This window comes from Bradyrhizobium frederickii (genome assembly GCF_004570865.1).
In the GTDB taxonomy this organism is placed as follows: Bacteria; Pseudomonadota; Alphaproteobacteria; order Rhizobiales; family Xanthobacteraceae; genus Bradyrhizobium; species Bradyrhizobium frederickii.
The window spans coordinates 39,037-57,605 of the sequence record NZ_SPQS01000032.1; the positions used below are offsets into that span (position 1 = coordinate 39,037).

The window sequence follows — 18,569 nt, forward strand, 5'->3', positions numbered from 1 at the left end:
GTCGGCCTGGTTTTAGAGCCAGGGACGTACGTTGCACCCGGCCGTCGGCCGCACCTGCAACGATACAGCAGAATCGGCGCTGGGCTGCCCTCGTCAACTCTCCGAATCAGCAGTGGCTCCCGAAGAGCGGAGACGCTTCAGCTTCTTCGGAAGCCGTACCATCACGCACCGTGAGCGTGATGGTCATCGATCATGCACATGACCACGATCTCTTGCGCCATCGAGGCAAGCATCGCGCACGCATGTTGCCCTGTCGCATCACATGGGAGTACATCGCATCTTCGTCGCTCCGCGCCGCGGGTCTGACTTCTTTTGGCCCCATCGCAGCCAAACGTCTTGACGACGTGCGCTGCCATGACGCAATGACAAACGAGGAGCTGAACTTGGAGCAATGCAGCGGCGTGTTCGATCCGGAAGAGCTTTCCGTCCTGGGACGCCTTTATGATAGTGCGATCACCGCGCTACCCCCATCGATGCGAAGTCCGGAAAATCGCACAGCAATCGCCAAACTCATCCTGGAGCGTACAGCGGCTGGCGAGGCTCAACTGGCATGCCTGACGAACTTGTTGATCACCATTTCCCCTCAGGGTTGATCCCCCGCCATTCTGAGGATAGTCACCAGTCTCGCGCTGGAACGGAAGACGATCCAGCTAGAGCTTTGAAATAGCTTGAATCACACGTGACGTCAGGTTGTAGGCTTTGAAATGAACACCATGAGCAAAGCTACACCACGAAGGCGTCGATGGCGCATTGGCGAACTTGCAGAGGCGACCGGAGTAACGGTACGCACGCTGCATCATTATGAACACACCGGGCTCCTAGCAGCTTCAGAGCGTACTGACGGGGGCCACCGGATGTACGACCGCGAAAGTGTGCAACGGGTTCACCAAATTCGAGCGCTACGTGAGCTTGGCTTCTCCCTTGTCGAGATCCGTAAAGCTATGGAGGGCACGACCTCACTTACCGATCTTCTGCGCAAACATTTAGAACGGATAGAACTTCAAGTCGCTCGAGCAACTCTGCTGCGAGATCGCTTGCGCAACATGACCATCGACAGTGATATTCAGGTAAGTGTGGATGAGCTGCCTGCCACCCTCAATGCCATGTCGCGCGTCGAGACGCATAATCAGACGTCCCGATGCACCTGCAAGTTAGCGGCAGATCGCGAGGAGCGGTGGCGGCGGATCCGCGACGACCTGCGTGATTGTATGGATCGAGGCGAGCATCCTTGCGGCGAGCGGGCAAAGGCTGTCGCAGCTGCAGCACGCTTGCTGATCGGCGAAATCGCTGGCGCCGATTCACGCGTTTCGATGATCCTGAAGGTACTTGCACGATTAAGCGCCCCCCGCAGTCTGGCTGGTTGGGATCCCTGCCTCATGCAATATCTCGATCTGGCCCTTGGCGGGTTGGAGGATCAGCCGTACTGACGTCCTCCTGGCCGGCTCCGCACGGCATTGCCGATAGGCGCTCGTCGGCTCTGATGCGGGCCAGGAGTTTTATGGACTAAACCGGACAGTCGTCGTGACCTCGTCAATCCGCGCGCCCTGACGCACCGTCGAGGCTCATTCAAAACGGCCTTGAAACGCACCTAACGTCAAATTGTAAGTTCTACCGTGGTCGCAATCTGGCGACCAACGCCAGCTTCGCTTTGACAGACAGTCTCAACGTATCGACACGTCTGATCACAGCTGTGGCTGTTACACTTCAGGTGAACATTGGGAGCTCTACAATGTTAAATCGTTGTGCGCCTGCTGCGAGTGCAGCGCTTCTCTTCTGCGCCCTCGTCTCTGTTGCGCGCGGCTCCGACGTCAATATTGCCGTGGCTGGCCCAATGAGCGGAAGCAGCGCTGCGTTCGGCGCACAAATGCGCGATGGTGCAGCTGCGGCAGTCGAGGCGTTGAACGCTTCTGGCCTACTTCTCGATACCAAGGTGATATTGACTGTCGCCGACGACGCGTGCGACCCGAAGCAAGCTGTCGCAGTCGCGAATAAGCTCACAACAGAGCGGGTCCGGCTGGTCGTTGGACATTTTTGTTCTTCTGCGTCGATCCCGGCCTCCGAGATCTACGCCGAAGCAGGCATCATTCAGGTGTCACCAGGCTCGTCAAATCCTAAGCTAACAGAACGGGGCCTTGACACCGTCTTTCGGATCTGCGGCCGCGACGACCAACAGGGCATCGTTGCCGCAGAGTATATTCACCGGACCTTCCCTAACGACAAGATCGCAGTGCTCGACGACAAGAGCACCGCAGGCAAGGGTATCGCCGACGTCGTTGAAGCACAGCTTCGGAGATTCGGTGAACAAGTCATTCGGCAAAGCTATGTAGCCGGTGAAAAGGATTACAGGGCGCTGGTCTCAAGGATGAAGAAGGAACGGGTGCGTGTCGCCTATATCGGCGGTTATCATACAGAAATCGGATTGTTTGTACGCCAGGCGTCAGAAGCAAGAGCGGAACTTAGGGTCATGGCGAACGATCCTTTGATGACCTCTGAATTCTGGGCCATTACAGGCAGCGCCGGAAATGGCACGTTGTTTACCTTCATGCCGGACCCCGCCAGGAATGCCAATGCGGCCGGTGTGGTGGCCGCACTCGAAGCTTCCAACCTGTCCGCTGAAGGCTACACGCTTTACGCCTATGCGGCCGTGCAAGCATGGGCAGAGGCGGTGAACCGGACCGGTTCTTTCAATGCTGTGCGCGTAGCTAGCGCACTTCGTTCACGGCCGACCGATACCGTGATTGGCCCAATCCGGTTCGATAGAAAGGGAGACAATGCGGCTCCTGGCTTTCTGGTTTACCGCTGGCGAGAGGGCCGTGTTGAAACTGTCGAGCAGAACTGATTGGCGTCATCGCCATCTCCCCGAAGCCAAAGCGACACGGATAATGAGACGCGCTCAGATCGGAGAAGCGATACTCGCAAGCTCTTTCATACTTGCAGCCTTCGGAGCGTTTTTCGCGTTCGTTGCAGCGGTTGCAGAGCTACCCGACGTCGCCCTGAAGGAGACGTTACGTCCGATGATAGACAAATAGTAGCCGTGCCGGGCTGATCTGGCTCGCGAAGCACAGGACCTTTGAAGCGAATAACGATGCTTCTGGTCGAGCATAACTCGCCTTTGGAGGCGGCTCGCGGACGTCTATCAACAGCGCGGCGACGGCATTCGCATTCTCGTCACCCGCTCACATGGTGCAAGCCCAGATCCACGCACTCAAGGAAAAACGGCCTGACCGGTCAAATGACGAACGAGACCTCTTTGAGCGCAAAGGCACGAAGCAACCAGGACCCTCCATCTAACCGTAATCGGAGATTGATCGAGTGAAGAGTGGCCTTTCTTCAAGACTAAGGTGCGGCATTTTCGACCATTTGGATGACGACGGCCAAGATGCCGCACGACAATATGAAGATCGTCTCAAGCTGATCGAGGTCTGCGACTCGCTCGGCTTTTACGCTTATCACCTGGCCGAACATCACTGCACACCTCATGGCAGAGGGCCCTCGCCGCACCTGTTCCTATCAAGTGTTGCGCAGCGCACCCGGCGATTACGGATCGGTCCGCTCGTACTGTTGCTCAACCTTTATCATCCATTGCGCGCATTCGAAGAGATCTGCATGCTTGACCAATTGAGCGGCGGCAGGCTCGAGGTCGGGATAGGCCGCGGCTCCCAGCCGATTGAATCGGGCTATTTCGGCATCAGTGCAGACGCCGCACCAAGTCGTTATGCGGAAGCCAGTGAAATCTTGAATATTGCGCTGAGGGGACACACACTATCTTATCAGGGAGACCATTTCGAGTTGAGCGACGTACCCTTAGCGTTGAGGCCCCATCAACGTCCATATCCGCCCATCTGGATCGCAAGCAATCGAGCTGAGTCGGCGCAGTGGGCCGCGGCAAATGGCGCCAATCTCGCGTGCATAGGCCCCGCCTGCGTTGTCCGGAACGTTACGGACGCCTACCGTTCCCATCGACCCCACAACACAGCCGCACACGGCCGCGAGCCACTTCTCGGGCTGGCCCGCATGGTCGTGATTGCGAAGTCTGATCAGGACGCTCATGCGGCGGCCGAAACTGCGTATCGCCGATGGCTGGAGAGCTTTAAGTTTCTTTACGAGCTTAACGCCATTCCGACACCGCCCGCCCTTCCGCTGACCTTCGATGCAGCACTTGAGAGCGAATTGTGCGTCGTTGGAACGTCGGCTTCCGTCCGACAGGTCCTTCTCCAGCAGATGGAAGTGGCGGGTGCCAACTATTTGCTTTGCCAGCTTGCATTCGGAAACCTTCCGCTGGAGATTTCCCTGTACACCGCAACTGCAATTAAAGCTGAAATTCTTGACAGCTTTGACGGATAATGTCTGCGTTGTGGGATCGTATGCGTGGCAAGTATACCGACGCACTGAGGCCGAAGCTGGTTGCCATATTGGTTGTCGTTGCCCGGGGCGCAAGGCGACCGTCAGCCTCAATGGCGGCGATATCTGACCGCCTCGCGCTCCTATTTTGGGGACCGCTTTGGCTAAGTTGTCTGCGAACCGCTTTATCAACTTATCCGCGGCCGAACGCTCTTCGTCCGCTTCGATCTCGCGGACCTTTTCAATGAAGACCCGCGATTGCTCAGGGCTCATCCTGCATCTGCGGGAGGCCGGAGCTGGTCGGTCAGTCCGGGACGAGACTCTATGACCCTCCCTTCGGCTTATGGGGATCGAGGAGTTTCTCTCACCTTCGTGAGATCTGGAGTCCAATTTAGAGGTATTCGCCTGCGCTGCTGTGACCTTTCTGAGCCGCCGGTCATCAACGAATCAGCAAGCTCGTCTAAGAGGCCCATAAGCTCACTGCACCAAGCCGGCAGGAAACACTGACCCGCTTTCGATGTAAGAGGTGAGATTACGCGCGTCCGCGATCCACGAACTGGATGCATCCCATCGACACTTTCGATTTTACCAATTTCAGCCAAATACCCATAAGTCGATCGCCGGTTTCCGGAAAGCACATTCCACGGATGTCGTTTGAGCAATGAACCCATTTTACTTTCAGCATAGTCGCAGGGCGCTTCAAGGTCCTCGTGGCTGCTTCGCCAACGATAGCCATCAATCTTTGGAATCGACGCACGAGCGGCGTAAATGCGGTCAGATCGCTAATCGCAACGTCTGGCGCGTAATCTGTCGCGCTGGCGCCTCCCCCTTTGCAATCATACTAAGGCCCTCCAGGAAGATCGACTCTCACGCACACTGCTTGGCCAAGGCAAATGCGTGCGCTGCATAGAATTGGGGCAGGCGAACCGTCCTCTAGCCCGGTGCAGGCTGCACTCTTTGTGGCACTCTGCCTGACAAGGCCCCCGGTTACGTCTGGATTGCTATGTCAGGCGACAAGCAATCGTGCAGCAGTTCGAGCCGCAATTCTCGACTTGCCGTCATCGCAGCGTCCCCGCCGGCTGGAGTTACTGCGACTGTCGACGCGCTGGATCGGCTCAATGGTCGAATCACATGACAGTTCACAGCGCTCTCTGGTCGATTCCGCCTTTGCGCTCTCTTCGCGGCACATGCCTGCAACCCTCTCCCTTCGGCGACCGCGCGTGCGCACCTTGGCTTGTGCAGCAGCCATTCGTACTTTCGCCGTGTCTGCGGTCTCGCGGCCGGGAAAGCACGACACAACCCTTACTCAGCCTGCTTCCTGCATTTAACTAACCTTGGAGCAAACACCGTGGAACTTGACCCTTCCAATGCACGCGCAGAGGACCTCGAGGATCGCATCGATCTGCAACTCGACCTCGTGGCCGCCCTCGTACGCGAAGAAGGCAACGAGCTCGAAGCGGTCCGACTGCTAAACGCCCTGACAAACCAAATGATCATGGCGGAACTGGAGCTCGGGCAGCTCGGGGATGCCAAAACCGGGGACCCCGCCCGCGACCAGCAAACGACGCGCCTCTCGCGAGACCGTGGCGTTTACTACCCAGAAGACCTTCAGATTTTGGGACGCCTTTTCGACCAGGCCATGGCAGCATTACCCGAAGTGCTCCGAACTCCCGCTAATCAAATGAAGATCGCGAAGCTAATTCTGTCACGTGCAACAGTAGACTGAGATTTCATTTAGGTTTCTTCGTGGTTGATGCCGCTTTTATTGAACGTTTATCGCTGGGCTGACTGCGACGGTCGTACGCGCCAGGGATCGGCGACTCGGTGTTTATGGGCTACCGTCCCGTAAGCGAGCCGGTTCCGCTGGCTTTTCCGAATCACAACTGTTCGCCACCACGCTTAAAAGCGGGAGCCCGCACCCAGAGCAGGAGGCCGCGAAGGGTCGAGCAAAGAACGACGCCCCGCGGACACATGTCAGAAAGCAAACAAGCAGTGGCCGGAAAACGCCACACGCTTCGATAAACGCGTCCTAGCTAGAGACTGGGAAAGGAGGGGAACGATCCATTTTCATCGATGTTCGTCTTTACTCGTGATTGGCATGGCCCGATCTTCCGATTGCAGGAAGAAGAGCCTCAATTATCGACCGATACCAAGCAACAAGCGCACTTCGGCAACGAAGCCGCGCGAACAGCGCGAGCTCGTTTCAGCCGCTTCAGAATTATTCGAATGCGCCTGGCAATCCGACACGCGGGTCATCGGAACTTCAACAAACATCTGTAAATTCATTGAACATCGAGACCACCTCGATGTCCGAGCGTACTGCGGCTCTGATGTCTTACTAGCTGGTACAAGCCACAGACGCTCGGTTTGCTCTTGCGAAGGTACTTCCTTGTATCAGGACGGCGTGGAGTGTTGAGATGGATCAGCAGATGCAAGATGCTATCGTGAGCGTCGCATTTGATAAGGCCTGGCGCTTTGTTGAGAAGGATCCGTTGCTGGCGCATAATCGCAAGACGGTCCTCCATAGCCGGTTGTGCACTTTCCTTGAGTCTTCGATAAAGAAGGGCGAACGGAATACGTTGAATCTGGCTAACGAGGCGATACGCAGCTTGCGGGCTGAGCTGGCGCGGTCGACCGAGCAATAGGCGCCTGAACCCGCACTGCCACATAGACTTGGCTTGTTGCGGGTCTTGGGAACCTTATGCGGCGGAAAACACCGGGGCAGAGCGTGGTGGAGCTTCCCCTCCAGTCATGTTCAGCCCGTTGAAGAGGAGCACATTCGCGACGACTATCGCCTATGCAGCTCTTATGGTGACCCCAGACCAGTCTCCTGGAATCCAGTGCAAGTCGGCGACGAGGCGGGATAGCCGCGCTAATATTCGCTGGCGCCAGGAAGAGCCATACCGTTTCCTCTCCTGACTTTTGGCTCGGCACGAGGTCCCGCAAGTTCAAGCAAGAGCCTCGTCAAGCACAGCCGCATCGGCTCCTTGACACCCGTCGATCGAGGTCGAGGTTGAGGAACATCGTGCTAAACTTGCGAAAGGTCCTGAGCCAGAGCGGTCCAAGCCTGCGATCGATCATCGCCGTATCACTCACGATTGCAAGCGGCAGCACGATCGTCCTGCCGGGGAAGTGAGCCTGATCGCAAGAGACGCGTTCTGGATCAGCGGTCTTCTTTTGCCGAACTCTCTGAACGAGCATGCCCGGGACGTGTTGGCGCAGCCTGGCTTTGTCGCTAGTCAGCGAAAGAGAGAGCCAAACAGCTCGTAGCACTGCGTCCCGTCACAGGCCATCATGAACGGATCGTATTCAAAGAATCATCTGCACGAAGCGACCAGTGTCCCGGCCCCAGCATTTCGGTCGAGGCATGGAAAAGATGCGCGCTCCACAATCTGACGCGGCGTGCGATTGGGATCATTTCTTTCGACGACATGTTGTGCGGCAGTTACAGCAATTCGCGATCTTATTGTTAAACGCACGGCGCCGGGGGGCATCGAAAGGAACGAACTCAAATGAAGAATTTTCTGATTCTGACTGCAACCATCGGCGCACTCGGTGCCGCCGCTCCCTCGTTCGGCACGGACTTGGCGGGGCAACCTGCCAAGGTCAAGGCGGTACCGCTGCCAGCCGCAGCCCCGATCATCGATTGGTCCGGCTACTATATCGGCGTCAATGGTGGCTGGGGAACGAGCCGCAACTGCTGGGATTTCAATGGTGTCAGTCCCGAGGGCTGCCATAATTCGACTGGCGGCACCATTGGCGGCCAGATCGGCTATCGTTGGCACATCTTCAACATGGTCTACGGCATCGAAGGACAGGGCAACTGGGCCGATTTCAGCGGCTCCAATGTCAGCACCGCCTTTCCGGCAAACACCATTGGCACCACGACAGACGCATTCGGTCTACTCACGGGACATATCGGCTACACGTTCAATGCCGTCCTACTTTACGGAAAGGGTGGCGCTGCGGTGACCAGCAACAACTATCTCATCAATTCGGTAGCTTCTCGCACCGAGCTTGCGAACAGTAATGATGTGCGTTGGGGTGGCGTGCTGGGAGCCGGTGCGGAAGTCAGCCTCACGCCGAATTGGTCAGCTGGCGTCGAGTATAACCACTTGTTCATGCAGCGCAGCAACATAAGCTTCCCAGGGTTTCTCGGCACGGACCGCGCCCACCAGGACATCGATCTCATCACGGCGCGGCTCAATTACAAGTTTGGCTCGCCCTTTGCCAAATAAAGACCTCCACGCCGTTGCGTGAATCGGAACTCCGACCCCCGGGTCGGGGTTCTTTCCTCAGCTGCTCCTCTTCCTGCCGGCCCCAATCCAGTTCCGAAGCACCAGGTGCGAGCCCGTCTGAGTAAGATCCAGAGGCTGGTTGGAGTGTGGCCGAGATGCTGCCAACACACTGGAGGAACAGGTCAGTGGATTCGACAATTCATCGATCTGGTGAAAGTCCCACAACCTCACGCAGCGTGAGATAGCGGACTTGCCCAAAGGAGCGTTGCGAGCTCGCCGAAGGTGCCATGCACTATGTCAGAAGCTGGAAGCCCATGATTTGGCTGCTAGTGCCCCGTTCTCAAATTCAAAGAACATTTAGGCGAACTGCCACAACGACCGCTTGAATCCGGCTGGCTGCACCCAGCTTTCGCATCGCATTCTTGACATGAAAGTTGACTGTATTGTCGCTGATTCCCAGGATTTTCCCAATTTCCCATGACGATTTCCCCTCCGCCACCCACTGCATGCAACTGATCTCCCGCGGCGATAGTGCAACTTTTCTTTCGCAACCATTATCGCAGGGACGAGAGATGTCGCCACAGGCGGCGTGAAACTGCCAGGCCAGCGCGTTGAGATGACCGATGCGGTGCTGAGGATCAGCATCGTCGAACGCAGATGCAAACGACACCACAGATATCCGACCCAACGGGCCAAACAACAGCACACTCATGCCATGCTTCAGCCCCGCCTCTCTCGCCTCGTTCAGTACGCGTCTTTCGTCCGGTAGAAGCTGACAGTGGTCGGCGAGTTGATCCCACAAAAACGGCCGCGAAAGCATCGGCGTCCGCCGGACCACCGGATCGATAGTATGGTACTTGCGCTTGAAGTAGCGGTCGCACCAGTCTGGCGGCCACTTCACAGCCACAGTCGGGGGTGGATACTCTGCCAAGCGAAGTGGCTCAACGAAGTTGAGAGAGCCGTATGCGACTTCACTGAAGCCTTCCTTGGTAGCACAGCCTACAAGAAGCTCGAATAGCTCTCTGAGCGAATGAGTCTGGTTCGCGCATTCGGTGACGCTAAAGAGGTCCATGATGGGCGCTTGAGCACGACGAACGAGCTCCCCGTCGTCGGGTTCGATTGCGCTTGTTTCAGGCGGAGCCAAATTCCAGTCCATGAGCTGCACTCGAGGGTTAGTTTATTCGTGCAGTCTGAGCGCTCGCGCTATGCCGGACGCCATTCGACGAATTCGTTGCGCCGCCGCCGCATGCACCGGCATGATCGCATCAAACACCGGAGATAGCGTCATCATCCCTGCCTCCGAGGCTGAGCGGAAGTGATCGGTCCAGTTTGCGGATAACGCACTGGCCAAATCGAAAATCATCGCCCCTGATCCGTATTGGAGGAGGATGCCATCGATACGAACCCAACGGTGTCCCGTTTGATCATCCCGATGGTCCGCGGGGGCCTGGACTGAGCTTCCAGACAGCTCCACCGGCTAGAGGCTTGGCTCTGTTGAGCTTGCATAGCGAGAAAACGCAGCCGAACGACGCTTTGGTTTGTCTCGGGGCCGAGCACGACGAGATCCTGGGCTCTGATCTGCGCGATACGGCTAAGCTCGAGGGGCTTGGCGGCCCGGAACTCGACGAGTGTCCTGTCAGCATCCATTCTTTGCTTAGGGACGAAGACAATACGAGATTCATGTCTTTTCCCAATCTTGCGAATTGCCATCGCTAACCGTTCGCCGATTCTCCGCCGTGCGACGGCGCCGGTGACGGAATCGATGAGCAACACGGAACAGTCGAGGCAGAAGCCATACTACCCGCATCATTGTGCGCCGTCTCATCGAATCCGTCCGGCAGGCCTGGCGCAAACGTACCGAACGTGCAGAAAGGGGCCACCTTAAAGGCGCAACGAGAGATACTCGTAACCGCGAGATCTGCTTGATGCGGAGGACATTTTGCATGCGCTTCTCCAGCAGGGAGACGACCCGCGCCAGACCAGCAAGTGTCATACCAACTGCTGATTTCACAAAACCAGACGTCCAGAAAGAGCTTCGAACGCGCATGGTTGGCGCGACGTCGGTCCGTCGAAGCATTCATGACATGCGGAAAGCCGACAGCACGTCGCGAGACGCAACACGAGGTGAGTTACAGCAAGAAATGCAGCTCACCTCGGCGGCCCGTCGAGTGCTGCTTCCTCAGGAAGCAACGCAGTCCTATTCCAGCCAGTCAAGTACCAAGTCGGCAATTGATTGGACGGTCCAAACATGGCACTCGCTAAAGGAACTTGAACTGACTGGACCTTTGCCCAGCTATTCCGGCGAAGCGGTTCGATCCGTCCCCAAGCAGAAAAACAGTCAGACCGCACCTGATTGCGCGACTCATGATGGGCTCCGTGGAAAAAGGCGAAGATCGTCGCCAAGATCGGTGAAGCATGGCTTGTCTGCTCATCGCGATCATCTCACTGCTCTATGCGAGCGTTGGCCAGGCTGGTGGCACTGCATTCCTCTCGCTAATGGCATTTTTTGGTATGTCATTGACAGAGATGCGCCCGACGGCACTTGGTCTCAACATTGTCGTCGCGGCTTATTCTACGTGGCTCTTCAACCGCAACAAGGTCGTTGACTGGACCATCCTGCGCCCGCTTCTCTTTTCGTCCATGCCAGCGTCGCTTGCCGGCGGCTTGATTGTGCTCGATGGCCACATGTACAAGACGCTGACCGGGCTCGTTCTTCTTCTGGCGAGCGCCGTGATGATCATGCAGCGGGGACGTGCTGCTGATCGTGTTTGCGAAACTCCGCTCACGGCAATCGTGAGCATTGGCGCGGCCCTTGGCCTGGTTTCCGGTCTGACCGGCGTGGGTGGTGGAGTGTTTCTCGCGCCGACGCTCATCACACTGAATTGGGCATCACCGAAGCAGACCGTAGCGTTATCACCCCCTTTTATTCTGGCCAATTCCACAGTCGGATTCGTCGGAACTTTTTTCACCGGCCAATTTCCCTCTCCGGATTTGGCTCTTTACGCTATCTCCGCGCTGGCGGGTGCCGTCGCTGGAACGATAGTCAGCCTGAACTGCCTGAACCCGGCAGGCATCAGATTTATCCTCGTTGCGGTTCTGGTCATTGCCGGCATCCAATTGGTTCTCGCTTGAAAGTCTCAACTCCCATCTTTCGTGGATCGGCAGGAGGTCCAGCACGGTCAGATCGGGGTGCAACATGATGAAGGCGGCAGCTTATGTCTGTCCGCGCGCCTTGACTAACTCTGAAAGCCGCCAACGCGAACACGAAAAGCTGTCGGGTCGAGCGGCGATGGGGCGGATCACCTCGTGCATCCCAGCTGATCGTCATGGGCCGAGCGGTCCGTACCTCGTCACATCCCGTTCGCGCTTTCCAGTTGCCGGGAGGGTCAATGTCGGCGCGGCGCGCGAGCGGGATGAAGCGTACCTCCATCTCGTCCATGGCTTGCGCGCCCCTCTCATCTAGGGCGCAAGAACGCGGGAAGAAGAGCATCTGATGGGAGGCGATCGGGCACGCTCTCGCTACCCTGCGGATCGTGCCACGGGGGCGCATTCGACTTCTTCAAGAGCGGTCGGGGCCTGGAAACTCTACTTCAATGTAGAACTGCAACGCCGCGCGTGTGTGTGGGTTACGTTCTCATGGAGTCATGGAGAATGTCAGGGAAGATGATGTGCTGAGCGCCAGAAAGACGCAGGCAATTCTTGAGCGCATGGATGCAAAGCGCGGCAATGAGCCGCCTCGGCCACGAAGCCGTCAAAATGTTGCGCGTGCTGCCTTTGAAATCAGCCGCGCCAATATACTCATCCTTTTACCGGTGCCGAATGAGTTCGATGGCTTCGGCGTTGTATAACAGAGCTTGGGTGGGGTGCCCACTTTCGACTGATCGAGCTGTTTGGCGGCCATCTCCTTCCGGCCTGGCTAGGCTCAGCTCTCATTTTCGCGAGGCGAGCTCCAGGTTTGGTGGCCTACCGAACCACAAACTTCCTCGATCCGTTGTGAATGGACTGAAATGCCAGGCCGCGAAGGCTACTTTCATGCAATGAATAGGCGCAAGATCATCTCCCAGTCGGCTCCTGCATGGCAGCGCCAGCTCGCAGCATCAGAACATAGTGACGGGTTGGTCGAAACCTGACCAGGCGGTCTATGTGAAGCTGAGAGCTGCAGGTGCATCGCATCGATACGACGCCAATGGAGGCTAACGGAATAGATATGCGCGATCTGGCAGGGATCGATAGCTCCAAAGCCGATGTAAAAAGACAACAACCCAGTTTGAAGCAGAATAGAAACTATTGCAGATAGTGTCTCGCCCGATTGCATCTGGCCGGGATTCGCTTGCCATCAGCAGGCGCCCAAAAGTCGTTGTGAGTTGGTGAGCCGCATTAGACAGCGACGACACGCCGCCGAACCAAGGCGCCCCGACGCACTTCGCCGGGGGGCTGAAAGTGCGCTGGGGTCGCCCCAACACCATCAGTACATCCGTGATGATGCTTGTGGCAATGAGACAACCAGCGTGGCGGAATTGAGGCTTAGGCGTCCGATACTAGAGATTAAGAATGGCTTTCGTCGGCCGCGCTAAAGGACTTTGAATCGCACGTTGCGTCAGGTTTTGTGCTATTGCGCTCCTCGCGCTCTCATCTAGCAAGCAACTTATCTTTTGTGTCACGCCGGCCTTTGACGGAGGCATCCGTCGAACTCTGTGAGCAACCAATCGGCTTTGCTTGAAAATATCGGTTTGAAGATCGAGAAGCCGAGCTGCTCTTGGTGAGACCTACAAGTCCCTGTGTTGGTCGCAAAAATGACGGGCCGTCGGCGGATGCGAACCGGCGTGCCCTCGGATGAGCGATTGATCGCTCGCGCCGGCTCTCTAGCCGCTTCAACCGTGCTCGGACGAGAAAATTCATACCTAAACGTCCAAATAATCGCCAACGAGCGGCTCTCACTCCTTGCTCTGCCCCTAAGCCGCGTTGGCAGTAACATCGAAAACGGGACCAGATCTCAGAAACCACTACGTTTGACATAACGCAAAGACACAATTGACGGCATCGGTCAGCTTCATGCTGTTGAGCATGGGAAAGTTAAGTCTTGCAGACCTCCCTTCTAAACAAGTATTGCGATGCTCGCCTGCCTTGGTACACCATCTATCCAACCGTACCGGAATTCTCCGCGATGGTCGGAGCCAAGACTTGTGAGACATGGCTGAGGCGGCTGCCTCCCGACGAGCCCGTATCGCTCTACATCCACGTTCCGTTCTGTCGCTCTATCTGTTGGTATTGCGGTTTTCCTACAAGCCTCACGCGCGGCGAGCGACCGGTCCGCAATTACTTGGCAGCAGTGCGGGACGAGATATGCTTGGTCGCAGAGCAATTGCCGCGCGCTCTGCCGGTGCACGACGTGCATTTCGGCGGCGGTACGCCGACCACCATTGCACCGATCGATTTTGTCGCCTTGATGGAACTCCTGCGCCACTGCTTTGCGTTCAGTAAATCAGCTACCATCGCCATAGAAATCGATCCGCGTGGGGTCACGGCCGAGATGGTCGAAATGTTACAAGCGGCTGGGACCAACCGCGCGAGCATAGGCGTGCAAAGCTTCGACCCCGCGGTTCAAAGGGCGGTCAACCGAGTCCAGAGCGAGGTACAGACGGCTTCTGTCGTCGAACGTCTAAGGCAGCATGGCATAAGCCGCATCAATTTCGACCTTCTCTTCGGACTGCCGCATCAGACAGTGCGGTCCTGCGTTGACTCCGCGCGAACGGCTCTAGCCATGCGGCCAGACCGGCTTGCGGTTTTCGGCTATGCTCACGTCCCCTCCTATATGAAACGTCAGCGCCAGATCGATGAGACGGCGCTGCCGGATAATGTCGCCCGCGCTGAGCAAGCCGCGGCTATTGCAGATACGCTGGTCTCAGCCGGCTACCGCCAGATCGGGCTCGACCATTTCGCCCTGCCCAATGACGAGCTCGCGCTGGCCCAGAAAGCTGGTCGGCTGCGCCGCAACTCGCTGGGCTATTCGGCTGATACCTGCAAAACCGTAATCGGCTTAGGTCCGTCAGCCATCGGCCGTCTGCGCGACGGTTACGTCCAGAACGAGATCGCAACCGCTTCCTATCACCAACACATTCAGGCTGGCCGCCTGGCAACCTCAAAAGGCTACTGTCTCACCGCCGAAGATCGCCTCCGCGCAGCAATCATCGAGCGTCTGATGTGCGATTTGCAGGCCGACGTACCAGCGATCTGTGCTGCTCACGGATTTGATCCGATTCCTCTTCTCGGTTCCGCCGGCCGCCTGGGAATGCTTGCAGAAGATGGGATCGTGGACATTGAAGAGGGATTCATTCGAGTCAAGCAGAAGCACCGGTTTGTCGTTCGCGCTGTTGCTGCCGCTTTCGACACTTATCTCGACCGCACCCTATTATTAAGCCACGCAAGTGAGCAGATCGCAAAGCTCTAAGCTCGTCGCGGGGGCGATAAGAAGCCATCGGGCAGGCACGCCAGATTGGTGTGATGACGCGACCTTTCAGATATGATCTCAAAACTGGCGAGGCTGATTGGAAGAGAGCTGATTTAAAGGAAAGGCGCAGCGTATTCCGCCGTTCAGGATCACGGTTCGAGTGCTCTCCACCACCTGCCCTGGAGTGCTCTCGATGATAGTGACGGCCTCACTACATGCCGCTGGAGACGACGGCGCCCGCACAAGCTCCGGGTATTTTACGGCCGGAGGCAGCTTTGCGAACCTACGGGCCACTTCATCGAGCACAGTTGGAGACTCGACCACGCCTGCCGCGTCTCAGACCTCAAGGCTCGGCAGTCTTCGGTGCGGCGATCACTGGCGCGCCTCCGACGGAAACAGGTCCCTGCGGTTTGGATCACCCGAAGCGTTTCCTGGCGACGCTCGAAGCAGCCCGGGCTGGCGACAAAGGAGGCTCGGAAGCAGCAGAAGGAACAGGTGTTAAACTCTGCAGCGAATCGATCCGCGAAGCCAGAATGGTGATCTGATCCAGGATCCCTTTGAGGTCATCCCGCTGAGCGTTGACCCGGCTGTTGAGCACTGAGATCTCATCTCCGGTTTTCTGCAGTGCCCACTTTATCTCAAACAAGGATGCCCTGTCCTCCAGTGACAGGCTCATCGTTGAAGCTTCCGGCGTCTCGATAAAGGTTTCAAGGTTAGCCCAAAGCCAGGCGCCAGCAGCACACGAGCCAACGAGGACAAGCGGGAGCACCAAAACCGGGAGGAACCGTCTTGACGGCCCGCGCAAAAGCGGCCGCCAGTCTGAAGCGGCCGCTTGATCCATCAAATCCATTGTCCCTCGCTCAAGATCCCATTCCAGCAGGCTTGTTTCGTCGACGCGATAGGCTGCGATGCTCACGCGCTCCAGGAGCTGCGAGCGCCGACAATAATCAATCTTGCCGAGCGTCCCGATCGGCCACCCTGCTCGTATGAAACGCTGCTTCTTGAGGTACGCAACGCGACAATTTGCGCGCGTCCTCCATGATAGCGTCACCAGCGAGCAACGGTGCTCATTTTCGCCGGCGATGGCGCAGCAGTTTCTCGCCATTCAGAAGAACCTTGGCGATTTTCTTACCCGCGGCACGAATGCAAACCGTCCACTTCATTCCTGCAGAGTGTGGATGGAGCCCCCTCTTGCCGGACCAGCAACCTCATCCGGGGCGGCCACGGCTGATCGGCCGAGCGGCAATGGCCGATTGGAACGGCAAGCACTGTACCTGGTCAACTACCAATTCCGGCAGATTGTTCGAGATGACGGGCTCGTGGCAAGGGTGACCAACGAACGTCGCGTACGTCAAGGATTCGGATGCAGGACGGGTTGTGCCGCGCTCACGGCAGTCAGCAACTGTTTGCCGATACTCGCCAAAGCTGCTCGATGGCTGATTCCTCCGGTCTCCTGGGCCATCACTATGGATGTTGTGGTGAGGTTGGCGCGCGAGCAAGTTCAAGCCTGGCTATTGTCTTGTGTTTCGCTGAGAACGATACCGCTAAAGCGCTTCGTGAATCCAAGCTTCTTGCACGGAGAGCCTTGCTTGCCGGTCGCTGCCGTTTCGTCCAGAAAGCCGCCTTCGATGCAGATGCGCGACACCGCCAGACTCGCCTAACTCACAGTGAGCAGGGCGGACATTCGCAATGTTTTGGCGGCCAGGCCAGCAAGCCCCCGCGCGCTCGTCGTGAGCATTTGCCGAGCCAGCGCCCTCCTCTGGCTCCCGGCGCACCGGCATCATGCACGAGCAAAGTTTCGGACCAGATCATCGTCGTGCCACGGGGTGAGAGGTTCAGCAAACCTGAGTGGTCCTCTTCGGATAGATCATGTTCTGGCTCGTCCCCCTCGCCCTCGGACGCGCAAACGCCGGGAGCTCACTCTGGCCAATCAGGCCGCAGTTCAATCTATTCATGGCCGGGCGACATGGGCCCGAAGTACGCCATTCGTGATTGCCCTCTCGCGACGAGCTCGACTCGGACACACTCGGCTACGGCAGCACGCAAACCAAGGGGAAAGCGATTTTGGCTCGTTATCGCGCTTTCGCTAGCGGCTTGTCTCGTCGGCAATTCCGTACTGGCACAAACCGCGAGCGGACTTGATCCGAGTAACCACTCCGTGGATCAGGCCAGCAAAAGAGGAAAGACCCCCGATCGGGCCGCAAGGCTCCCGATCGACCTGATCCGTCAGGAAATCCGCGCTCCTGCCTCGGCTCCAGCAGCAGGTCTCGGGGTGCCTTTCGAGAAGCGCGGCAATGCGGGCGCGGGTGCTCAGAGGAGACCGCAAAAGACGATCGATCCCTTCGAAAGGTACGACGAGCTGCGTGAAAAAGGGTTGTGGTTGAACATACCTGGCCCTGCGGACACGATTGATCAGGACAGGGACGGCGTTAGATCGGCGCTGGCAGATGTCGGCATCGGGTACATCGGCTGGACACACAACAGCTTTGCAAACAACCAGCTACCGAATGCGGCCAGAAGCCCTATCGCAAACCAGCTCTATATGGGCCAGAATCCGACCTTCGCGTCGGCAAACTTCATGATCGTTACCTACGATCTCAGCCGGTTTGGCATTGCCGACGGACAGATTGTCGTAGGAGCCGAGCAGCAATACTGGACGTGGGATCGCCCGGGACCAGATCGAGCGGGAATCAATACGCTCGCCTACTATCAGACTTTCTTCGACAGGACGCTAGAACTCAAGCTTGGCTACCTGAGAAACCAAAATGAGTTCACCGGCACATTGTTCGGAGGGATTACAGGATCGAACATGTCTGCCTTGTTCCAGGCAGGGATGAGCACCAATGCTGCGCCGACGCCGGCGGTCAACTTGAAGTACAATTTTGACGATCGCTTGTACAACAAGGTTTCCGTCCAGCGCTCAATCAGTCCAGATGGTGCCTATGCCCACATAACCGAGAATCCCACCGGCCTGAACTGGAGCACGGCCAATGCAGGCATCCTTCTCGTTGACGAAGCCGGCTACAAGAGCAAGTCGGCTCCCGGCGTACCCGACACGTGGCTGCGGGCGGGCGTTGGTTTCAACAATAGCCGCTACACGAATTTGGCGGACCCCAAGCAACAAAGGGAGACTGGGAATCATTTTCACTACATCGCTGTGGACAGGCAGCTCTGGCAGAGCGACGCCCTTGGGTTGCCGTCTCGCGGCATCTATGGCGGCTTCTCCATCATGGAAGCTCCGCCTGACTGAGCTGGCCCCGGTTGTCTGAACAGAATATCCGCGTCGATAAGTGGAGCCTCTGCCGGGGTTAGGCTGCCGTGCGGAGCGGCAGCGGGGTGAAGTAGGCTTGATCCGGTGTGCTGCCGTCAAGGCTCGAATGTGGACGGCGGCAATTGTAGAAGTCCAGATAGCGGCCAATCGAGGCGCGAGCGTCGCTGACGCTGTCGTAGGCCCGCAGATACACCTCCTCGTATTTGACGCTGCGCCACAGCCGCTCAACGAACACGTTGTCCCGCCAGGCGCCCCGGCCGTCCATACTGAT

General features: G+C 57.4%; 15 protein-coding genes. 11 read left to right on the top strand and 4 right to left on the bottom strand.

The window, feature by feature from the left end; translation table 11 throughout:
* Window positions 1-179: 179 nt before the first annotated feature.
* The 7 genes from E4K64_RS41340 (at window position 180) to E4K64_RS34790 (ending at window position 8,579) form a co-directional block, all read left to right on the top strand.
* Entirely contained in the window at window positions 180-593 is a 414-nt protein-coding gene (locus tag E4K64_RS41340; RefSeq protein ID WP_235884879.1) for a hypothetical protein, read from the top strand.
* A 120-nt stretch (window positions 594-713) separates the two neighbouring features.
* Window positions 714-1,427 (top strand): MerR family transcriptional regulator, encoded by a 714-nt coding sequence (locus E4K64_RS34765; protein ID WP_205680563.1) that lies wholly within the window; start codon window positions 714-716, stop codon window positions 1,425-1,427.
* A 302-nt stretch (window positions 1,428-1,729) separates the two neighbouring features.
* Window positions 1,730-2,839: a branched-chain amino acid ABC transporter substrate-binding protein gene (locus tag E4K64_RS34770; protein ID WP_126261965.1), complete on the top strand. Its 1,110-nt coding sequence runs from the start codon at window positions 1,730-1,732 to the stop codon at window positions 2,837-2,839.
* Between the two features lie 473 nt (window positions 2,840-3,312).
* Window positions 3,313-4,344, top strand: coding sequence for an LLM class flavin-dependent oxidoreductase (locus tag E4K64_RS34775; protein ID WP_126261966.1), 1,032 nt, complete (start codon window positions 3,313-3,315; stop codon window positions 4,342-4,344).
* Window positions 4,345-5,689: 1,345 nt separating this feature from the next.
* A complete protein-coding gene (locus E4K64_RS34780) occupies window positions 5,690-6,067 on the top strand; it encodes a NolY (RefSeq protein WP_126261967.1) in 378 nt (125 codons plus the stop codon).
* A 691-nt stretch (window positions 6,068-6,758) separates the two neighbouring features.
* A complete protein-coding gene (locus E4K64_RS34785; protein ID WP_126261968.1) occupies window positions 6,759-6,986 on the top strand; it encodes a hypothetical protein in 228 nt (75 codons plus the stop codon).
* Between the two features lie 867 nt (window positions 6,987-7,853).
* Window positions 7,854-8,579 carry an outer membrane protein gene (locus tag E4K64_RS34790; RefSeq protein WP_126261969.1) on the top strand — a complete coding sequence of 242 codons (726 nt, stop codon included), beginning with the start codon at window positions 7,854-7,856 and terminating at the stop codon, window positions 8,577-8,579.
* A gap of 346 nt (window positions 8,580-8,925) precedes the next feature.
* On the opposite strand, the gene E4K64_RS34795 is transcribed toward E4K64_RS34790, so the two are convergent.
* Window positions 8,926-9,651 (bottom strand): LuxR family transcriptional regulator, encoded by a 726-nt coding sequence (locus E4K64_RS34795; protein ID WP_126261977.1) that lies wholly within the window; start codon window positions 9,649-9,651, stop codon window positions 8,926-8,928.
* Between the two features lie 105 nt (window positions 9,652-9,756).
* Window positions 9,757-9,942, bottom strand: a complete 186-nt coding sequence (locus E4K64_RS34800) for a hypothetical protein (RefSeq protein WP_126261970.1) — start codon at window positions 9,940-9,942, stop codon at window positions 9,757-9,759.
* Between the two features lie 1,052 nt (window positions 9,943-10,994).
* Here E4K64_RS34800 and E4K64_RS34810 point away from each other — a divergent pair.
* From E4K64_RS34810 to hemN, 3 genes are all read left to right on the top strand, one after another.
* Window positions 10,995-11,711, top strand: a complete 717-nt coding sequence (locus E4K64_RS34810; protein WP_126261971.1) for a sulfite exporter TauE/SafE family protein — start codon at window positions 10,995-10,997, stop codon at window positions 11,709-11,711.
* Between the two features lie 512 nt (window positions 11,712-12,223).
* Entirely contained in the window at window positions 12,224-12,427 is a 204-nt protein-coding gene (locus E4K64_RS34815) for a hypothetical protein (protein WP_126261972.1), read from the top strand.
* A 1,232-nt stretch (window positions 12,428-13,659) separates the two neighbouring features.
* Entirely contained in the window at window positions 13,660-15,027 is a 1,368-nt protein-coding gene (gene hemN, locus E4K64_RS34820) for an oxygen-independent coproporphyrinogen III oxidase (protein WP_126261973.1), read from the top strand.
* 415 nt (window positions 15,028-15,442) lie between these two features.
* Here the strand turns inward: hemN and E4K64_RS41345 are convergent, their stop codons facing one another.
* Complete coding sequence (locus E4K64_RS41345; protein WP_235884880.1) at window positions 15,443-16,132, bottom strand: hypothetical protein; 690 nt, start codon at window positions 16,130-16,132, stop codon at window positions 15,443-15,445.
* Between the two features lie 1,053 nt (window positions 16,133-17,185).
* Here E4K64_RS41345 and E4K64_RS34835 point away from each other — a divergent pair.
* The gene (locus E4K64_RS34835; protein WP_235884881.1) at window positions 17,186-18,277 is read left to right on the top strand and encodes a carbohydrate porin; all 1,092 of its coding nucleotides are present in this window, start codon (window positions 17,186-17,188) and stop codon (window positions 18,275-18,277) included.
* Between the two features lie 58 nt (window positions 18,278-18,335).
* Here E4K64_RS34835 and E4K64_RS34840 read toward each other — a convergent pair.
* On the bottom strand, window positions 18,336-18,569 hold a 234-nt coding region (locus tag E4K64_RS34840), incomplete at its 5' end, for an integrase core domain-containing protein (protein WP_135161597.1).